The following is an 18,162-nucleotide window of genomic DNA, read 5'->3' as shown; positions in this document are numbered from 1 at the left end:
CAACGCGTGCAACCACCAAGTTGGGGCTCAGCGGATACCTTTTCTCACATGCGCGCCATCGTGATCGATAAACCAGGCGGACCGGAAGTTCTGACGTGGCGGGAGGTTCCCGACCCGCTACCCGAACGTGGCGAAGTCATCATCGACGTGACCGCCTCCGCGGTCAACAGGGCCGACGCGCTCCAGCGTCAGGGCTTCTACGATCCGCCCCCCGGCGCCTCACCGTACCCGGGCATGGAGTGCTCCGGCGTGGTCGGGGCGGTGGGCCAGGACGTGGAGGGGTTCGCGCCGGGTGACCGGGTGTGCGCGCTGCTCAGCGGAGGTGGGTACGCGGAGAAGGTCGCCGTGCCCTGGCAGCAGGTCATGCGGGTGCCGGAGGGCGTCGACCTGGTCGAGGCCGCCGGGCTGCCCGAGGTGGCCTGCACGGTCTGGTCCAACGTCTTCATGACCGGGCGCCTGCGGAAGGGCGAGACCCTCCTCGTGCACGGCGGTGCCAGCGGGATCGGCACGATGGCCATACAGCTGGCGAAGGCGTTCGGCTCGCGCGTGGTCGTCACCGCCGGGTCCCCCGAGAAGATCGAGCGCTGCCTGGAGCTGGGAGCCGACGAGGGGATCGACTACCGGCGGGAGGACTTCTCGGAGAAGGTCAAGGCCGACGTGGTCCTCGACATCATGGGCGGCAGGTATCTTCCGGGAAACATCAAGGTTCTCAAGACAGGGGGGCGGCTGGTCGTGATCGGCCTGCAGGGCGGCGCGAAGGGCGAGCTGAACCTGGGAGCCCTGCTCGCGAAGCGGGCCTCGGTGTACGGCACCACGCTGCGCTCCCGGCCCGTCGACGAGAAGGGGGTCATCGTGCGCGGGGTCGTCGACAACGTCTGGCCCCTGCTCGACGCCGGGGCGATCCGGCCGGTGGTGCATGCCCGGGTGCCGATGAGGGAGGCGGCCGAGGCTCACCGCATCCTGGAGTCTGGAGAACACGTCGGGAAAATCCTGCTAGTAAGTTGAGGCTATGAACGCTGAGGAGAGCACTCCGCACATCGTGGTCGTGGGTCCCCAGGGCTCCAAGGGCGAGGAGGAGGGCGAGAGCAGGTCCATCGCCGACCTCGTCGAGCAGCCCGCCAAGGTGATGCGCATCGGCAGCATGATCCGTCAGCTCCTTGAGGAGGTCCGGGCGGCTCCTCTGGACGAGGCCAGCCGCAAGCGGCTCAAGGAGATCCACGAGAGTTCCATCAAGGAGCTCGAAGACGGTCTGGCGCCCGAGTTGGTCGAGGAGCTGGAACGGCTCTCGTTGCCGTTCACCGAGGACGTCAACGGCACCCCGCCCAGCGAGGCGGAGCTCCGGGTCGCCCACGCGCAGCTGGTCGGCTGGCTCGAGGGGCTTTTCCACGGCATACAGACCACCTTGTTCGCCCAGCAGATGGCGGCTCGCGCCCAGCTGGAGAACATGCGCAGGGCTCTGCCCGGTGGCATGTCCCTGCAGCAGCAGGAGGGAGGACCCGCGGGTAACGCGGGCCCCTACCTGTAGAAGGCCCGCACCTGCAGAAGGCCCGCGATCCGGCGAGGGTACGGCGAGAGCCGGTGGCCGCCCCCGCCCGCGGAGCCTTCATGGGACGCCTTCACGGGGGTCGCGAAACCCGTCCCCCTTGTAGAGCTCCTCAAGGACTCCGGCGACCCCGTCGTCGTTGTTGGCCGCGGTCACGTGATCGACCGCGGCCAGCACCTCCGGGTGGGCGTTGGCGACGGCGTACGAGGTGCCGGCCCACCTGAGCATCGGCAGATCATTGGGCATGTCACCAAAGGCGACCACCTCTTCGGCCACGACACCGAGCGTCATAGCGAGATGGGCCAGCGCCGATGCCTTCGTCACACCGTGCGCGCTCATCTCTATCAGTGCCCGGCCGCTGGAATGGGTGGGGGTGACAAGGTCACCGACCAGCCCGTAAACCGCCTCATGGAGGATGTCGGGGTCCATTCTGGGATGCAGCGCTAGAAGCTTGGCGCAGGGCCGCGAGGTAAGTGCGTCCGTTCCGACACGGCGTCCGACGACCGTCTTGCTGTCCCATCTTCCGAGACGGAAGTCCGATTCGTGGGCGAATCCGCCCTCGTATTCCACGGAGAAGGCGAGGTCGGGCACCTTTTCGCGGAGGCGTCTCACCACCTCTTCGAGCACGTCCGGGTGGATGAGGTGGGATTTGACGATCTGCTCGCTGTGCAGGTCGTAGACGAGGGCTCCGTTGGCGCATATGGCCAGCCCACGACGGCGTACGGCACCCGCGACCATGCTCATCCAGCGGGGTGGCCTGCCGGTCACGAAGACCAGCGTGGCCCCGGCGTTCTCCACAAGCGCAAAAGCGGCGGCCGTACGGGGAGAGACGGTACCGTCCGAGCGCAGAGCGGTGCCATCGAGGTCTGTGGCGATCAACCTGGGGCTTTGCATAACACGTCCCAGTCTGCACTGTGATAGCCGGTCTGTCGGCCCCGGGATCCGGTCCAAGGAATCTTCCTCATGGCGGGAACACGCCCGCGCCGGATAGTGTTAGATGTGATGGCGTTGTATTAGCTGAATCCCGTTGTGAAAACCAGTTTGACTGAGCCACCCCGGGGCCCGCTGTACGACACATGGGGTTCATGAGGTGTGAATCCCAAAGTTTCAAATCCTGAGGGAGAGCTTTAATGGCTCAGGGAACCGTCAAGTGGTTCAACGCTGAAAAGGGCTTCGGCTTCATCGCACCGGACGGCGGTGCACCGGACGTGTTCGTGCACTTCTCCGAGATCCAGGGCAACGGCTACCGTAGCCTCGAAGACGGCCAGCGGGTCGAGTTCGAGATCACCCAGGGCCAGAAGGGCCCGCAGGCCTCGCAGGTCCGCGCCGTCTGACGCATAGACCTCTTGGTTGAACCGGGAAGACGGGGTTCGCTTCTAGCGAACCCCGTCTTTCTGTTCCCGGACCTTCCGGGGCGTCCCGCGGCACTTCGGGCACCGGCCCCCGTCCTGCGGAGCGCGCCCCGGCGTACCGCCCCGCGTGTTCTCGCCTTACTTTCGTCCGCGGAGGCCGATTCTCCCCTTTGAGGGCACCGGCCCCGGGCAAGACCTGCGGAGCTCATCGACAGACCGGATCCGAGAGCCGCCAGGCGAGACGCCGAAGAAAGGCCGGGCTGAGCGCCAGGAGCCGCAGAACGAGGTCTCCGAGCGGTCGCAGGTGCCCGTTCACGTCGCCCGGCCTGAAAGCCGCCCGGTGAGGGTGGCGGCCTGGAGTGCGATGGGGCGGCGGGCCGCGACGTAGCGGTCCAGCGCCCTCTCTCCGCCTCTGAGAGCGACCGTAAGGGCTTCGGCCAGGGCGACAGCGGGAGAAGGATTCCGATGTTCGTTCCGTGCCCTCCCGCGGGACTGTGGACGTGCGCGGCGTCACCGGCGAACCGAACTCGCCCGGCACCGGGACGTGCGGATCGCTCGGGTTTCGGGACACACCTCGATCACGAATGCCACCAATCCCGAACCAAGCCTCGTCGCGGTGGATCTACCCGGCCGTGGAAAGCCCGCGAGAGCCCCTCCTTGCCTGGATCGGGCATCCGGCGACCGTGGTCGCCACCTTCGTGCTGCTGATCAACGACCATCTCCTCAAGGCCCTGTGGCCGGGGCTCGTCACCGGCAAGCTGAGCGACGTCGCGGGGCTGCTGGTCGCCCCGCCCGTACTCGCCCTCGTTCTTTCTCTCCCCTTCTCCTCGTTCTCCTCGTTCTCCTCGGTCCTCGCCCGCTCCGGAGGCGGCGCCTCCTTCGGAAGCGGCGCCTCGCTCGTCCCCGTCCGGCTCGCCGCCCTCGTGGCGATCACCGCCACCGGTGTCGGCTTCACCCTGGTCAAGACCACGGAGGCGGGCGCGGCACTCGCCTCCAGAGCGTGGACCCTGGCCGCCGGCCCATCGCTTGTCCTGGCCGATCCGACCGACCTGGTGGCCCTGCCGGCGCTGGGCGCCGCGTGGCTGATCTGGCTCCGGTGCGGTACCGGTCACCCGGTACCGCGGGTCCGCGTGTTGATCATCGTCCCGATCGCCCTTGTCGGGGTCACCGCCACCGCAGGTGAACCGCGGCCGCCCGCGGCGACGCAGGTCCTCATACGTGGCGAGGTCATCGCCGTGGTCCTGGACCAAGGTGCCGAGTTCCTCTCCCGTGACGGCGGCCGTACGTGGATCGGTCACCCAGCACAGGAGCGGAGCACCCGGATCTCTTCGCCCTCACCGGACTCGGGCCTCCCAGACCTCGGTTCCTCGCCCGTCCAGGCCCCCGCGACCCGGAGTTGCCTGCCCGATGACCCCCTGCACTGCTACCGCGTCGTCCCTCCTCGGCTGGCGGTGGACGAGTCGCGGGACGGCGGGAACAACTGGAGAACGGTGTGGGCGCTCTCCCCGGGGCGTGAGGACGCACTCCGGCGGCGGGCTGCGGGCATGTGGGGCAGGCCGTGGCAAGGTTCCTCGGCCATCGCGGTCCAGCGCGTACCGGACGGGCACGTGGTGGTGGCGGCCAACGGTGAGGATGGCATCGCCGTACGGGACGCGCGGGGAAACTGGCGGCGGATGGGCCTGTTCGACGGAGGTCTCTCCGCGAACGCGGCGATCCCGCTCGACGCGCCGGGAGTCGATCTGAGGACGGAGCACCGCATCGGTCTCTTCGTCGGCCTGCTCGGCTTCATGTCCGGCATGGCCGTGGCACGCCGTCACACACGGCGGACCACCGGCGTGACCGGGCCCGCGTACTTCCTCGCCGCAGTCGGTTTCGTGCTCGCCCTGCCGTCCGGCGAACCGTACGTCATCGACCTCGGCGTTCTGGTGGCCCTGCTCGGCGGCGCCTGCGCCCTCACCGCGACGATCCTCGTGTCGGTGGCGGCGATCCAGGCGCGCGTACCGGCCCGGACCTGGCTGGCGCTCGTCACCATCGCCTGCTGCACGCCGTTCGCGACATGGACGCTCTTCACCGGTTGGGAGGCGGGCGTCATCGACGACTACGCGACGGCCGGGTTCCTCGCCTGGCTCGTCGGCGCGATCGGGGTCGGAGGGTCCGTCCTGGTCGGCTGGGCGGGCGCCGCGAGGACAGCGCGAACCGGGGAAGCGGCAAAAGCGGTGAAACATCCGGCGTGAACGCGGAAGTGGCGAAAGCGGTGGAACGCCCGGCGTGAACGCGGAAAGGCCCCGCCGCGGCGGGGCCTTCACCGTGAGTCTCTTCGCGCGGCGCGGGCTTACTTGACGGGTTCGAGCACGTCGAGACCGACGTACGGGCGCAGCGCCTTGGGGAGTACGACGGAGCCGTCGGCCTGCTGGTGGTTCTCCAGGATGGCGACGATCCAGCGGGTGGTGGCCAGCGTGCCGTTCAGGGTGGCCACGTGCTGGGGTTTGCCACCGGAGTCACGGAAGCGAACGCCGAGACGGCGGGCCTGGAAGTCGGTGCAGTTGGAGGTCGAGGTGAGCTCGCGGTAGCTGCCCTGGCTGGGCACCCACGCCTCGCAGTCGAACTTCCGCGCGGCCGAGGACCCCAGATCTCCGGCCGCGGTGTCGATCACCCGGTAGGGCAGCTCGACCTTGGCCAGCATCTCCTTCTCCCAGGCGAGCAGACGCAGGTGCTCGGCGTGGGCGTCCTCGGGGCGGACGTAGGAGAACATCTCCACCTTGTCGAACTGGTGGACCCGGATGATGCCCCGGGTGTCCTTGCCGTACGAGCCGGCCTCGCGCCGGAAGCAGGAGGACCATCCCGCGTAGCGGTACGGGAGCGCGGAGCCGTCGAGGATCTCGTCGCCGTGGTAGGCCGCCATCGGCACCTCGCTCGTGCCGACCAGGAAAAGGTCGTCGTCGGGCAGGTGGTAGACCTCGCCGGCGTGGGCGCCGAGGAAACCGGTGCCCTTCATCGACTCCGGCTTGACCAGCACGGGCGTGATCATCGGGACGAAGCCGGCCTCGATCGCCTGCTGCATGGCCATGTTGAGCAGCCCGAGCTGCAGCCTGGCGCCGACACCCTTCAGGAAGAAGAACCGCGAGCCGGAGACCTTCGCGCCGCGCTCCATGTCGATCGCGCCGAGGAGCTCTCCCAGCTCCAGGTGGTCCTTGGGCTCGAAGTCGAAGGACGGCTTCTCGCCGATCTCCTCCAGCACGACGTAGTCGTCCTCGCCGCCGGCGGGAGCCCCCTCCTCCACGAGGTTGGACACCGTGTAGAGCAGGCCGTCGAGTTCGGAGCCGAGCTTCTCCGCCTCGGCCTCGGCGGACTTCACCTGCGCGGAGAGATCCTTCGCCCGCTCCAGCAGGGTCGCCTTCTCCTCACCCGAGGCACGGGAGACCGACTTACCGATGGTTTTCTGCTCGGCGCGGAGCGTCTCGAAGCGACTCAGCGCGCCGCGCCGCCGCTCGTCGAGGTCGAGCAGCGTGTCGACGACAGAGTCGTCCTCACCGCGGGCACGCTGCGACGCCCGTAGCCGGTCGGGATCCTCACGAAGGGTACGCAGGTCAATCACAGCCACAAGGCTACCGATGTACTGCCCGCGCCCGCGCCCGGATTGACCGCCCGCCCTCCGAGGCGGGGTGGCGCCACGGGAACGGAACCCGCTTTCCCGCCCGGCGGGACGTTTCGGCGGGCACCCACCGGCCCCGTCTTCCTCCCCGGGACGCCTTGGAGCCTCCCTGGGACGCCTTGGAGCGGGCGCACCGACCCCGTTTCCGCCCGGCGGACGCCTTCGGCGGGGGTACGCACCGGCCCCGCCCCCCCTCTGGCGTGCCTTCGGCGGGCACACTCCGGATCCCTCTCGGAGGGCGCCTTCGAAGGGCATACCCCGGCTGCCCCCCTGGGATCGGCGCCGGCTCGCGAGCCGGGTGACGGTCAGACCTGACCGTTGCGGATCCTGCCGAGCCAGCTGGCGGCCTCGGTGAAGTCGCCGTCGTTCGTACCACGCTTGATCTGCGGGAAGAGACCGTCGGCACGCGGGTAGCTGCCCAGGAAGCGCACCTCGGCGGAGACCCGGTGGAGACCCGAGATCGCCTCTCCGACGCGGGCGTCGGCGACGTGGCCCTCGAAGTCGAAGTGGAAGAAGTAGCGGCCGATGCCGTCGCCGGTGGGCCGCGACTCGATGCGGGACAGGTTGACGCCGCGGACGGAGAACTCGGTCAGCATCTCCAGCAGCGCGCCCGGGTGGTCGTCGGCGAGGAAGACGACCAGGGAGGTCCGGTCGGCACCGGTCGGCTCCGGCAGCGGTCCGGGACGCGACACCTGGACGAACCGGGTGACGGTGTCGGTGCGGTCGCCGATCCCGGACGCGAGCTCGACCAGTCCGTAGTGCTCTCCGGCGATGCGCGCGGCGATGGCCGCGTCGTACGGCGAGCCGGGCAGCGCGACCTCCTGCGCCGCGGCGGCGGTCGACGGGGCGGCGACCACCACGGCGTCGGGCAGCTCGCGGGCGATGAAGTTGCGGCACTGGGTGATGGCCGCCGGGTGGGTGAAGACCCTCTTGATATGGCCGATCTCGGTGTCGGGACGCGCCAGGAGCGAGAATTCGACGGGAAGCAGCAGCTCGGCGGTGATGAGCAGCGCCTCACCCCGGGCGAGCTCGTCGAGGGTCGTGGTGATCGCGCCTTCGAGCGAGTTCTCCATCGGGACGACGGCTCCGTCGGCCTCGCCGCGCCGTACGGCATCGAGGGCCGCGGTGACGTTCGGGCTCGGCAGGCGCTCGGCCTCAGGCGCCAGGATGCGCAGGGCTTCCTCGGTGAAGGTCCCCTCCGGTCCCAGGTAAGCGAGTTTCGGCATGGCCCCAGGGTATCCGGCGACTGTCAGAAAATGTGCGCAGGATTACATACCGATACGACCGACTCCTATCCGATCAGTCGAAGTCGCCCCACGTCAGAGGTCGTTTCCTCGTTGATCTTCCCCTCGATGGCCACCGCGCGCCGGACCCCCGCCCGCTCAGGTCCCCTCGACGGCCGTTTCACGTCCGGGGCCCTCGTCCCTTCCGGGCCGCTCCGTCTCCGGGGCCGTCTCCGGGGCCGTATCCCGCCGGGAAAGCGCCTCGAACGTCGCCCTTCGCCGGGGCAGCCACACTCCCAGCACCCAGACCAGGGCCAGCGCGCCCAGCCCGAATCCGTTCTGCACGATCTTGCCCAGCACCGGGCTGAGCACCGGGATCTCCATCGCCTTGATCGTCACTCCCCACCAGGGGATCGGCAGCACGTAGTAGAGCCAGACCCCGGCGGCCACCCGGAGCCTGACCGGGTCGCGCCCGTCACCGACCAACGCGCCGAGCACCACGACCACCCAGGCCAGATGGTGGATCCAGGCGACCGGCGAGAGCAGTACGGCCATCAGCCCGACCAGGGCCACCCCGCTCACGAGGTGCCCGTCGAGCAGCGCTCTACGGGCGTGGCGGAAGCCGTACCAGGCGACCACGGCGACCAGCGCCAGCCAGAGCAGGCTCGTCAGCACGTCGGGGAGGTAGAGCCGGATGAGCATGCCGCGCATCGACTGGTTGGTGGTCGCCGCGTTGGCACCGAGCCGCTCGGGGTCGAGCAACGCGCGGAACCAGAAGTCGGCGGCGTCCGCCGGGATCACCAGGAACGGGAGCAGGGTCAGCAGCGCGGCGGTGAGCGCGGCCACGAGGAAGGTCTCTCGATGCTCCCGTCTCGCGCCGGGTCCGAAACCGGCGATGAGGAAGTAGATCAGGAAGACACCCGGGGTGAGCTTGACCGCGGTGGCCAGGCCGATCAGCATGCCGCGCGGCCACAGCGGGCGCCTGGCCACGCAGTCGGCCAGACAGAGCGCGACGAGCAGGATGTCCACCTGGCCGAAGCGGACCTGGTCCCTGATCGGCATCAGGTAGGTGCACGCGATCATCAGGGCGGCGAACAGCAGCGGCGTCCACAGCCGCCCCCCGCCCGTCCCACCGAGCCCGCCGAATCTCCCCGAACCGACCAGTCGGGTGCGTACGCCCCGGAGTTTCCCCTCCGTCGGCGCCGGCTCCCCACCGGGCGCGCGGGGAGCGGAACCCGGTGAGAGCGGGACCTCGTCCGCCGCTCCCGACCTCCCCGGCGCGCCACCCACCCCGTCGAACACGGCGCGGAAGGAGAGCCGGACGGAGACCCCCAGTGTCAGGAAGATCAACGCTGTCCACGCCCACTGCGCCGTCGTCCACGACACCGCCGCCAGCGGCGTGGCGAACAGCGCCGCCACCGGCGGATAGGTGAAGGGCAGCAACTGCGGCGCGGGCGTGACGAACCCGTAGACGGACCGACCCTCCAGGATCGCCGCTCCGCCGGTACGGTACACATCCAGGTCGACCAGACGCTGGTCGTCCACATTGCCCAGCCAGGAGAGCACCAGCGGGGCCACCGCGGCGGCGACGAGCAGCAGCGCGGGCAGCCAGGGCAGCCACGACGGCCACGACGGCCACGTCCGTGGGCGCCGCTCGGTCGTGGTCGCCTCGCCAGTCCTCACGAGCAGGCAGGTTACCGTGGGGGCGGGGAAAAGTGGCCGCCCAACGGGCACGGACAGAGCGGGCACGGACAGGGGGAACCGGATGGCTTCGGCACACAGCGGTCACGGGCGCGCGTGCCCGGCGACCGGGGGACCCGCGACACGGCCGGCGTTCCGCCGGGTCGCCGGGACCGTGCCGACCGCCGCGGCCCTGCTGTCGGCCCTGCTCTTCGTCCTGCTCGGCCTCCCGGGCACTCCGGAGGCCTTCGCCGCCTCCGGTGTTCCCCATACCTTGGGAGCCCAGGGGATCTCGGGTGCCCTCGACGCCTCGGGTGCCGGTACGGGCGCCTCGGGTGCCCCCGGTGTTCCGGGGGGCTCCGGTGACGGCGTGACGGGCGCCTCGGCGGTGACGACTCCCGGAAGGGTCGTGATCATCGGGGTGCCCGGCTTGGAGTGGAGCGACCTCGACCGGGAGCGGACCCCGAACCTGTGGAGGCTCGCGGGTGAGGGCGGGTCCGCGTCCATGTCCACCCGGGCGGTCCCGCCGCCCGATCGGGGGATCACCTGCCCGGCGGCGGGCTGGCTGACGGTGTCGGCCGGCCAGCGCGCGGGCGCTCCCGGCACGGGTTGCGAGCCCCCTCGGGCACCGGAGGCGGCCCCCGGCGGCGGGGCGAGCGTTCCCGGCTGGGACGAGCTGACCGCTTTCAACGCCACCACCTCCTACCGGCCGGTTCTCGGGCAGCTGGGCGGGCTCGCGGCGGAGGCGGGTCTGAAGGTGGCGGCCGTCGGGCCGGGAGCCGCCCTCGCCGCCGCCGACAAGTCCGGAAAAATCGGGAAATACGCGGCGAGTGTCGAGGAGCTGGGCGACCTGTCCCCGTACGGGCTGATCGTGGTCGAGGCCGATGACCTCGCCAGGGCCTGGACCGGTGACGCCCTCGCCGCGGACGGCGTCCCCGCCACGATGACCACCCAGGCCAGACAGGAGGCCGTGGCCAGGGCCGACCGCGTGGTGGGCACGGTCCTCGACCGCCTGCCCCCCTCGCTCGCCGACGGCACGACCCCGGCGTCGCCCACGGCGAGCACGGCCCCGGGGACCACCGCGCCCGAAACCCCGGCACCGGCACCGGCACCGGAAACCACGACGCCGGAAACCACGGCCCCGGGGACCACCGCTCCCGGAGCCACGACGCCCGAGGCCACGCCCTCCGAAGGCACCGTCCCCGGAACGGCCGCGCCCGGAACGGGGACCACGGTCCTGGTCGCCGGCCTGGCCGACACCTCGGTCGCGCCTCACCTGCACGTGGCGATCGCCCGGGGGCCGTCCCCCGGCGGGGAAACGTACCCGCGCGGCTACCTCACCGCCGCCTCCACCCGCCAGGACGGCCTGGTCACGAACACCGACCTGACCGCCACCGCGATCGGCCTGCTGGGCCTCCAGTCCCCCAACGGGGTCGTGGGACGCGCCTGGCAGGGCGGCGGGACGAGCGAGGAGCCGGTCGCGGCGACGGTCGAGAAGCTCGCCGACGACGACCTGGCGAGCCAGGTGCTGCGCGAGGTGAGGGGGCCGTTCTTCGCGGTGTTCGTGGCGGTGCAGATCCTGTTCTACCTGCTGGCCGCCGTCGCGATCCGCCGGGGCTGGGGTGGTTCTCGTGCCCTGACGGCCGTCCAGGTCGTCGCCGTGGTCAGCGGGGCGATCGCGGTCTCCACCTTCCTGGCGCAGCTGATCCCCTGGTGGAGCCTGCCCGCGCCGATGGTCTGGGTGATCGTGACGATCCTCGGCTTCGCCTGCGCGGTCGCCGGGGTGGCGCTCTCCGGACCGTGGCGGGCGCACCCGCTCGGCCCGCTGACGGTGGTCGCCGCCATCACCTCGGTCGCGCTGCTGGCCGACGTGATGACCGGCTCGGCACTTCAGGTGAACGCGGTCACCGGCTACGAGCCGGTCACCGGCGGACGCTTCTACGGTTTCAGCAACATCGCCTTCGCCGTCTACGCCGCCGGCACGATCCTCGCCCTCGCCGGAATCGCCCAGTGGCTGATCTCGGGTGGCCGTCGGACGCTCGCGCTCGCGGTGTGCGCGGCGTACGGAGGACTGGCGGTGTTCGCCGACGGCTGGCCCGCGTGGGGCGCCGACTTCGGCGGGGTCCCGGCGTTCCTGGTGGGGGTCGCGATCCTCATGATCCTGGTGTCCGGCGGGCGGGTCTCACCGATGAGACTGATCCTGGTCGGCCTGGCGGGCAGTCTGCTGATCGGCGCCATAGCGGTGGCCGACTGGATGCGGCCCGCCGACCAACGCACCCACCTGGGTGCCTTCGTGCAGCAGGTGCTGGACGGGGATGCCTGGACCGTGGTCGGCCGCAAGTTCGGCGCGATGATCGGGGTCACGGTCGGCAACTGGTCGCTGTCGCTGCTCACGCTGGTCGCGCTGGCGTTCCTGTTCCTGGTGCTCGACCGCCCTTCGCGGTGGGGGGCCTCGGCCCTGGGCCGGGCCTACACGCTCGCGCCCGCGCTGCGCGCCGGGCTGATCGGGGCGCTGGCCTGCTCGCTGATCGGGTTTCTGATGAACGACTCGGGCATCGCGATCCCCGCGATGGCGCTCACGGTCGCGGTGCCGCTGACGCTGGCCGCCTGCGTGCGCGCAGTCCGGCTCTCGCCGCCCACCACACCAGGGCGATCGTCAGTGCCAGCAGCGTCCACGGCACCACCGTCTCCCTGAGCAGGGTCTTGGTCCAGAGCAGGTCATCGGGCCGCGCTATCTCCCTGGCCGGGAGGTAGGCGAGCGACAGCACGGCGACCCTGGCCACCATGAACGCCTCCAACGCGGGCCAGGACGCCATCGCCAGCAGCGCGAAGGCCAGCCCGTCGTACCAGGGCAGCGCGTACGGGGCGGCGAACAGCCAGGCGACCACCATCGCGGCGGCCACGGACGGACCCACATTCGGCCCCACAGCCGGCACGGTGTCGGCGGGCAGCGCCCGCAGCACGAGCCAGGCCAGGCAGGCCATCAGGAGCAGGGACCCGATCTGGATCCACGCCGAGTACGCGCCCGGCCCGAAGAGCGACTGGAGCCCCACCTTGACGAGTTGCCAGGGGGTGGCGAGGGAGACCCTCTTACTGGCGGCGCTCACCTGATCGAGCACGTGCGGCCCGGCGACGGCGTAGATCGCCACCACGGTGGCCGTCGCGGTCCCCGCCACCACGGCGAGCCTGCCCGGCGAGCGACGCAACTCCCACGCGGGTCCGAGGGCGACGAGCCCGGCGTTGAGCTTGACCCCGATGCCCACCCCGAGCATCAGCCCCGAGGCGGCGCCGCGCACCGTGAGCGCGGCGACCATGCAGGCGACGGCGAGGGTGTCGACGTGTATCCCGGCGGCGAGGTGGTAGATCATCAGCGGGTTCGCCACCCACAGCAGCGCCGCCCGCCGCTGGAGGTTCGCGTCCCCCCTGGCGAAACGGTGCAGCAGCAGCGCCGTACCGACGAACGCCGCCGCGTTGACGACGGCCATCACGAAGACCGTGAGCCTGACCGAGTCACCGCCCACGAGGCTCGCCAGTGCCTGGACGGCGGTGGCGACCGGGCCGTAGACGCTGGTCACACCGGCCCACTCCTCCACCGCGCCGGTGACGGGGTCGCCGGGCAGGGTGGCGGGGGTGATCGCGTACGGGTCCAGGCCGAGCGTGACCAGGCGACCGTACGCGGCGTAGTTGAGGTGGTCGGCCGAGCCCGAGGGCGACAGGAAGGCGAGCACGCCCGACACGGCGCAGCCGGCCGCGAGCAGCAGGCGCGGGTCGGGTCCCCACCGTGACCTGAGCGCGCCGACGAGTCCGAGCCCGCCCAGCACGATCGCGAAGGCGCCCATGGCGATGACCAGATGGGTGCCGGGATGGACGTCCAGCGAGTACGGCGGCTGCCAGGAAGGGCCGGGCAGCCTCGGGACCATGGCCGAGGGGCCGAGCAGCCCGATCAGAACCGTCGTCGCCGCCGAGAGCCCCACGGCTGCGAACGCGGCGATGCCGAGCCTTCGCGGCGTATCGCCGGCGGGGCTCCGCCTGGCGTCGACGACCGACGCATCCCGAGTCACCCGCAAATTCCAGCACACCCGGCGGGGTGCCCGGTTCGGCGCGGGCTTCCAGGCCCGCCGACCTGGTCGACCGGGTGCCAGGGCGGCCGGGGCCGGGGCCGGATACCGGATCAGCCCATGTCGGCCAGGTCAGCCGGGTTAACGGCGTGCCAGGAGGGCGCGGGCGACGTCGCGGAACTGCCTGGCCCGATGGATCTGGGCCTTCCAGTCGGTACCCGTGGCCCGGTGTGCCATCTCGACCTGAACCTCGCGCACCCGGAAGCCCTTCCTGAGCAGGTCGATCGTGAGACCCGTCTCCACGCCGAAACCGCGCGCCAGGGGGCGGGCGGCCTCGAAGGCCGCCCGGGTCAGGCAGCGCTGCCCGTTGAGCGGCTGTGTGGGGGTCCAGCCGGTGGCGCGCTCGACGCCCTCACGCGCGAGTCTCACGACGAACCCGTGGCCTCCGAGCTTCACCCGGGTGACGAAGACGGCGATCGTCATGTCGGCCTCGCCCGCCGCGACCGGCTCGATCAGCGCGGTGGCCGTACGGGCGGTGTCGCCCAGATCGGCGTCGAGGAAGAGCAGGTGCCGGGGCTCCTCGCCGTCGAGCTGGCGCACGGCGTGGGCACCGCTCTCCATGGCGGCGGCCTTGCCCCGGTTGTGGCTGTGTCGCACGACACGGGCGCCGGCGGCCTTGGCCACCCGTCCCGTCTGGTCGCCGGAACCGTCGTCGACGACCACGACGAGGTCGACGCCGGGCAGCGCCAGGACCGCGGCCACGGTGGCCCCGATCCTGTCGCCCTCATCCTTGGCGGGAATGATCGCCGCCGTGCCGGCCATCGAACACCTCCAGCGTGGTGACCCCGGGCATCAGCCGTGGGGAGGACGTCATCCTTGTGAATCGGAGGTCAGCAGCTTCTCCGGCAGGGTCTCGTGCACGACGAAGACGGAGTCGAGACCCGTGACCTGCAGGATCTTGCGTACGGCGGGCCGGGGCGCCGCCACCTCCAGTGTGCCGCCCCGCTCCCGCAACCGCTTGAGCGCGGACAGCAGCACGTTCATGCCGGTGGAGTCGCAGAACTCCACCGCGGACATGTCGAGGACGACACGCATGGTCTGGCTCTGACCAAGCAGCCGGGTGAACTCGGCCTGCAGGCGAGGCGCGGTGTATAGGTCGATTTCGCCAACGATGGTCACGACGGTGTGCCCGGCATGAGATCGAGTTGAGACTTTTAGCTCCACAGCGGGCACACTATCGGCGCGAGAGCCGCTGGTCACGTTCTCTTGAACAACCCGAGTCGTCCGGCCCTTTGTCCCCCGTTTCCGTCTCACGGAAACCCTGAGTGCGCGAAGCTTGACACTACGCAACAACGGCTTGGCCCGAAAGGGAGGAGACCCGGCACCTCCCGATCGCCCCGCGCCACGTCAGTGGCGGCCGTTGAGTCACAAGAAACGGGCTCAAACGCATCATGAACACCGACCTACCCGAAGATCTCCAGCGGAAGCGGCTCCGGGAGCACCTGGAGTCCATGATCACTCGTACCGACAAGGCCACCTCGTGGCGCGACGCGGCGAGCTCACTGCGAAACCTGGTGGACCACGAGGGGCACATCCCGATCAGGACCCGCCTGTCGACCGAGGACCTGGACTTCCTTGAGGGAGCGCGTGAGGAGCTCCTCGACTTCGCCACGCTCGGCGTCAGGCTGCTCGACCTGCACCGGCCGCGCGACGCGGGCGGCGTCACGAGCGACACCGCGCATCCGATCCTGCGTTGCCGCAGCTGCATGTGGCGCTGGCCGTGCCCGACGTTCCGGGCGATGGTGGAATCTCTCGGCACCACCAGGAGGCTGACCTCCTGCCAGCACGTCGAACGCGACACCGAGGGTGACGAGTGCGCGCAGATGGCCCTCATGGTCGCTGTGAGACCCGAGAACCTCGATGACCATGTCACGCCCGCGCCGGCCGCCGACGGCACGGGTTCCAACGGCACGGGCGCGAACTGACCGTCCCTCGACCGTCCTGTCCCCGCACCCGGGCTCGACCGTTCAACACACGGACGCCCAGGCGAAGGAGCACCTGGCCGCCCGGACGAAGCCCGGACGAAGGAGCACCCGGCACCCGGCCGCTCAGGCGGAGAGTGACAGCCGGATCTCGAAGCGGCAGCCGGCGTCGGCGTTGACGACGCCGATCGACCCCTCGTGGGCCTCGACGATGCCTCGCGCGATCGCCAGGCCGAGGCCCGCTCCGGCTCCGTCGGCGCTGGGGGTACGGGCCGTCTCGCCGCGGAAGGCGACGTCGAAGACGCGGGGCAGGTCGTCGGCCGGGATGCCGCCGCAGCAGTCGGCGACGGACAGGCAGGCGATGTCGTCCTCGGCCGAGGCGCGGACCACGACGGTGCCGTCGCCCGGGGTGTGCCTGATCGCGTTGACCACGAGGTTGCGCAGCGCCCGGGAGAGTTCGGCGGCGTCGGCCTGGACGGGGACCACCTGGTCGGCCTCGCCGGTCAGCCGCACCCCCTTCGCCCTGGCCAGCTGTTCGACCCCGGCCAGCGCGTCGGCGACCAGATCCCCGAGGCCGATCCTGCTGCGCGACAGGCGCAGTGTCCCGGCGTGGATCCTGGACAGCTCGAACAGGTCGTCGACCATGCCCGACAGCCGGTCCACCTCCAGGCGGATCTGCCGGTGGTAGCGGCGGACGGTCTCCTCGTCGGAGACCACCCCGTCCTCCAGGGCCTCGGCCATCGCCCTCATGCCCGCCAGCGGGGTGCGAAGGTCGTGGCTGACCCAGGCGACGAGCTCTCGGCGGGCGCTCTCCAGGGCGCGCTCGCGCTCGTGGCCGAGCCGCAGCCGCCGATACGCCTGGTCCAGGCTCCCGGCGATCGTGCCGAGCTCGGCGGGCAATCCCCTCGGTGGGGTGAACTCCCCCGAGGGCGATACGGCGTGCACGGCGTCGACGAGCCTGCGGCTCGCCGCCACGACCCGGCGCGAGAGCACCGTCGCGACGCCCAGCCCGACCAGGCCGCCCACGACGACCACGCTGAGCACGATGTCCCTCGGCGTACCCTCGATGATCATTTTCAGGGTGATGGCGACCACTCCGCCCACCGTGGCCACCACGGTCACCACGACGACCACCGCGAGCATCACGCCGATCGACCGCTCGCGCAGCAGTCGCATCGCGCCCAGCCCGGCCAGCGCGACCAGCAGGCCCAGCCCGGCGGTGACCGCGACGATCAGCAGGATCTCGGGGATCACGACTCCGCCAGCGGTTCGTAGCGGTAGCCGACGCCCCACACGGTGACGATGCGCCGGGGGGCGGTCGGGTCGGGCTCGATCTTCTCGCGGAGGCGGCGGACGTGCACGGTCACCGTGGACGAGTCACCGAAGGACCAGCCCCATACCTGGTCGAGCAGGGCGGAGCGGCTGAAGGCCTGGCGGGGGTTGCGCATCATGTGGGCGAGGAGGTCGAACTCGCGGGCGGTGAGCAGGACCTCGTCGCCGTGCAGGCGCACCTCGTGGGCGCCGACGTCGACCGTGAGTTCGCCGTCCCTGAGCACGCCGGTGCCGGCGGGCAGGGAGGCGCCGCGCGCCCGCCGCAGCACGGACTGTACGCGCAGGGCCAGCTCACGCGGGCTGAACGGCTTCGTGACGTAGTCGTCGGCACCGGTCTCCAGGCCGGCGACCCTGTCCAGCTCCTCGCCGAGCGCGGTCAACATGATCACCGGGACCGGCCAGCGCTCCCTGAGTTTCCTGCAGACCTGGAGTCCGTCCATCTTCGGAAGCATCAGGTCGAGCACCATCAGATCGGGCGGGTTGGCCAGCGCGCGCCTGAGCGCCTCGGCGCCGTCCCCGACGCAGTCGACCGCGTGACCGTCGCGTTCCAGGTAGCGGGCCACGACCTCGGCCACCATCGGATCGTCCTCGACCACCAGAATCCGCGCGTTCATGGCCTCCACGGTAGGCCCGCGAGGGAACGATCCCCCATTCGTGTCATCGGTCCGTAAGGACTGGATCGTTATGACCTTCGTTATGATCAAGGCCCTCGCCGTTTCCCCGGCCGACGTACGGTAGAGCGTATGAGTCGTATCGTGTTCGGGGTTCTGGGCGTCCTGCTCGCGCTCTACGTGGTGTTCGGGCTCGTGCTGCCCGCCCTCTTCGGGCTGCTGAAGTTCGCGCTCGTGCTCGGGGTGCTCGCCCTCGTGGTCGTCGCCGCGGTCACCGTGGTCGGCAAGCTCAAGCAGTGAACCTACTGCTCGCCGTCCAGACCCTGACGGTCTGGATGTTCGACGGCGGCGGTGTCCTCACGGCCGCCGCCGTGGTCGGGCTGGGCGTGCTCCTGCTCGCCTGGGCGCTGCGTCCGGCGCCCGTCACCTCGGGTACGGGGTCACGGTCACCGCTGTCCCGGCGCGACCGGGCCAGGCTGACGATGTTCGTCCGGCAGTGCGACCCCGACGCGGCCGGGAGGTCCCGGCCCAGAGCACCCTCCGCGGGCCCGGCGCCCGCGTAACCCCCGCGACCTCTCGCGACCTCCGTGCCCGACGCGCGTGATCGCCGTGTGTCCCCCGTGTGCCTGATCACCGTGTGCCCGCACAGATGTGGTCGCCGTGCGCCCACGCGCACGCGATCGCCGTGCGTCACCCGCGCACATGACCGGTAACCCCGTACATGCGTGA

17 protein-coding genes and 1 pseudogene are annotated in these 18,162 nt (G+C 70.9%); 8 read left to right on the top strand and 10 right to left on the bottom strand.

The window, feature by feature from the left end; translation table 11 throughout:
- The first annotated feature begins 48 nt into the window (after positions 1-48).
- Complete coding sequence (locus tag ABT352_RS03055) at positions 49-1,005, top strand: NAD(P)H-quinone oxidoreductase (RefSeq protein WP_350942053.1); 957 nt, start codon at positions 49-51, stop codon at positions 1,003-1,005.
- Between the two features lie 4 nt (positions 1,006-1,009).
- Positions 1,010-1,525 (top strand): bacterial proteasome activator family protein, encoded by a 516-nt coding sequence (locus ABT352_RS03050; protein ID WP_350942052.1) that lies wholly within the window; start codon positions 1,010-1,012, stop codon positions 1,523-1,525.
- A 78-nt stretch (positions 1,526-1,603) separates the two neighbouring features.
- On the opposite strand, the gene ABT352_RS03045 is transcribed toward ABT352_RS03050, so the two are convergent.
- A complete protein-coding gene (locus ABT352_RS03045; protein ID WP_350942051.1) occupies positions 1,604-2,494 on the bottom strand; it encodes an HAD family hydrolase in 891 nt (296 codons plus the stop codon).
- A gap of 179 nt (positions 2,495-2,673) precedes the next feature.
- On the opposite strand from ABT352_RS03045, the gene ABT352_RS03040 reads away from it, so the two are divergent.
- Positions 2,674-2,877: a cold-shock protein gene (locus tag ABT352_RS03040; protein WP_012886943.1), complete on the top strand. Its 204-nt coding sequence runs from the start codon at positions 2,674-2,676 to the stop codon at positions 2,875-2,877.
- On the opposite strand, the pseudogene ABT352_RS03035 reads toward ABT352_RS03040, so the two are convergent.
- Positions 2,787-3,419 (bottom strand): annotated as a pseudogene (locus ABT352_RS03035) (hypothetical protein); the annotation flags it as partial. The gene ABT352_RS03040 and the pseudogene ABT352_RS03035 overlap by 91 nt on opposite strands.
- Before the next feature lie 108 nt (positions 3,420-3,527).
- On the opposite strand from ABT352_RS03035, the gene ABT352_RS03030 reads away from it, so the two are divergent.
- Positions 3,528-5,129, top strand: a complete 1,602-nt coding sequence (locus ABT352_RS03030) for a hypothetical protein (RefSeq protein WP_350942050.1) — start codon at positions 3,528-3,530, stop codon at positions 5,127-5,129.
- Positions 5,130-5,227: 98 nt separating this feature from the next.
- Here the strand turns inward: ABT352_RS03030 and serS are convergent, their stop codons facing one another.
- The 3 genes from serS to ABT352_RS03015 form a co-directional block, all read right to left on the bottom strand.
- Positions 5,228-6,490 carry a serine--tRNA ligase gene (gene serS / locus ABT352_RS03025; RefSeq protein ID WP_350942049.1) on the bottom strand — a complete coding sequence of 421 codons (1,263 nt, stop codon included), beginning with the start codon at positions 6,488-6,490 and terminating at the stop codon, positions 5,228-5,230.
- A 362-nt stretch (positions 6,491-6,852) separates the two neighbouring features.
- Entirely contained in the window at positions 6,853-7,773 is a 921-nt protein-coding gene (gene pheA, locus ABT352_RS03020) for a prephenate dehydratase (protein WP_350942047.1), read from the bottom strand.
- Positions 7,774-7,929: 156 nt separating this feature from the next.
- Positions 7,930-9,453 carry a glycosyltransferase 87 family protein gene (locus ABT352_RS03015; protein ID WP_350942046.1) on the bottom strand — a complete coding sequence of 508 codons (1,524 nt, stop codon included), beginning with the start codon at positions 9,451-9,453 and terminating at the stop codon, positions 7,930-7,932.
- An 82-nt stretch (positions 9,454-9,535) separates the two neighbouring features.
- Here ABT352_RS03015 and ABT352_RS03010 point away from each other — a divergent pair, with 82 nt between their 5' ends.
- A complete protein-coding gene (locus tag ABT352_RS03010) occupies positions 9,536-12,145 on the top strand; it encodes a hypothetical protein (protein WP_350942044.1) in 2,610 nt (869 codons plus the stop codon).
- Here the strand turns inward: ABT352_RS03010 and mptB are convergent.
- The 3 genes from mptB to ABT352_RS02995 all read right to left on the bottom strand — a co-directional run bounded on the left by mptB (position 12,027) and on the right by ABT352_RS02995 (position 14,732).
- A complete protein-coding gene (gene mptB / locus ABT352_RS03005) occupies positions 12,027-13,511 on the bottom strand; it encodes a polyprenol phosphomannose-dependent alpha 1,6 mannosyltransferase MptB (protein WP_350942043.1) in 1,485 nt (494 codons plus the stop codon). The two genes, ABT352_RS03010 and mptB, sit on opposite strands and share 119 nt — an antisense overlap.
- Positions 13,512-13,649: 138 nt before the next feature.
- Complete coding sequence (locus ABT352_RS03000; RefSeq protein ID WP_350942042.1) at positions 13,650-14,330, bottom strand: glycosyltransferase family 2 protein; 681 nt, start codon at positions 14,328-14,330, stop codon at positions 13,650-13,652.
- A 48-nt stretch (positions 14,331-14,378) separates the two neighbouring features.
- Complete coding sequence (locus tag ABT352_RS02995) at positions 14,379-14,732, bottom strand: STAS domain-containing protein (protein ID WP_350942041.1); 354 nt, start codon at positions 14,730-14,732, stop codon at positions 14,379-14,381.
- 227 nt (positions 14,733-14,959) lie between these two features.
- Here ABT352_RS02995 and ABT352_RS02990 point away from each other — a divergent pair, with 227 nt between their 5' ends.
- Entirely contained in the window at positions 14,960-15,493 is a 534-nt protein-coding gene (locus ABT352_RS02990; protein ID WP_350942039.1) for a hypothetical protein, read from the top strand.
- A 123-nt stretch (positions 15,494-15,616) separates the two neighbouring features.
- On the opposite strand, the gene ABT352_RS02985 is transcribed toward ABT352_RS02990, so the two are convergent.
- Both ABT352_RS02985 and ABT352_RS02980 read right to left on the bottom strand, forming a co-directional pair.
- Positions 15,617-16,744, bottom strand: a complete 1,128-nt coding sequence (locus tag ABT352_RS02985) for a sensor histidine kinase (RefSeq protein ID WP_350942037.1) — start codon at positions 16,742-16,744, stop codon at positions 15,617-15,619.
- A complete protein-coding gene (locus ABT352_RS02980) occupies positions 16,741-17,436 on the bottom strand; it encodes a response regulator transcription factor (RefSeq protein WP_350942035.1) in 696 nt (231 codons plus the stop codon). Before ABT352_RS02980 ends, ABT352_RS02985 begins: the two co-directional genes overlap by 4 nt.
- A 129-nt stretch (positions 17,437-17,565) precedes the next feature.
- On the opposite strand from ABT352_RS02980, the gene ABT352_RS02975 reads away from it, so the two are divergent.
- A complete protein-coding gene (locus ABT352_RS02975) occupies positions 17,566-17,733 on the top strand; it encodes a hypothetical protein (RefSeq protein ID WP_350942034.1) in 168 nt (55 codons plus the stop codon).
- Complete coding sequence (locus ABT352_RS02970) at positions 17,730-17,996, top strand: DUF6412 domain-containing protein (protein WP_350942032.1); 267 nt, start codon at positions 17,730-17,732, stop codon at positions 17,994-17,996. Before ABT352_RS02975 ends, ABT352_RS02970 begins: the two co-directional genes overlap by 4 nt.
- Positions 17,997-18,162: the final 166 nt, after the last annotated feature.

Origin of the sequence: Streptosporangium sp. NPDC000563, from assembly GCF_040299985.1 — a bacterium.
GTDB lineage: Bacteria > Actinomycetota > Actinomycetes > Streptosporangiales > Streptosporangiaceae > Streptosporangium.
This window is presented reverse-complemented; position numbering and strand designations above follow the sequence as displayed.

Excerpts from the sequence above, each read along its gene's own strand:
- ABT352_RS03055 (WP_350942053.1), top strand. The coding sequence starts at position 49 with ATGCGCGCCATCGTGATCGATAAACCAGGCGGACCGGAAGTTCTGACG.
- ABT352_RS03050 (WP_350942052.1), top strand. The coding sequence starts at position 1,010 with ATGAACGCTGAGGAGAGCACTCCGCACATCGTGGTCGTGGGTCCCCAG.
- ABT352_RS03040 (WP_012886943.1), top strand. The coding sequence starts at position 2,674 with ATGGCTCAGGGAACCGTCAAGTGGTTCAACGCTGAAAAGGGCTTCGGC.
- pheA (WP_350942047.1), bottom strand. The coding sequence starts at position 7,773 with ATGCCGAAACTCGCTTACCTGGGACCGGAGGGGACCTTCACCGAGGAA.
- ABT352_RS03010 (WP_350942044.1), top strand. The coding sequence starts at position 9,536 with ATGGCTTCGGCACACAGCGGTCACGGGCGCGCGTGCCCGGCGACCGGG.
- ABT352_RS03000 (WP_350942042.1), bottom strand. The coding sequence starts at position 14,330 with ATGGCCGGCACGGCGGCGATCATTCCCGCCAAGGATGAGGGCGACAGG.
- ABT352_RS02990 (WP_350942039.1), top strand. The coding sequence starts at position 14,960 with ATGAACACCGACCTACCCGAAGATCTCCAGCGGAAGCGGCTCCGGGAG.
- ABT352_RS02980 (WP_350942035.1), bottom strand. The coding sequence starts at position 17,436 with ATGAACGCGCGGATTCTGGTGGTCGAGGACGATCCGATGGTGGCCGAG.
- ABT352_RS02975 (WP_350942034.1), top strand. The coding sequence starts at position 17,566 with ATGAGTCGTATCGTGTTCGGGGTTCTGGGCGTCCTGCTCGCGCTCTAC.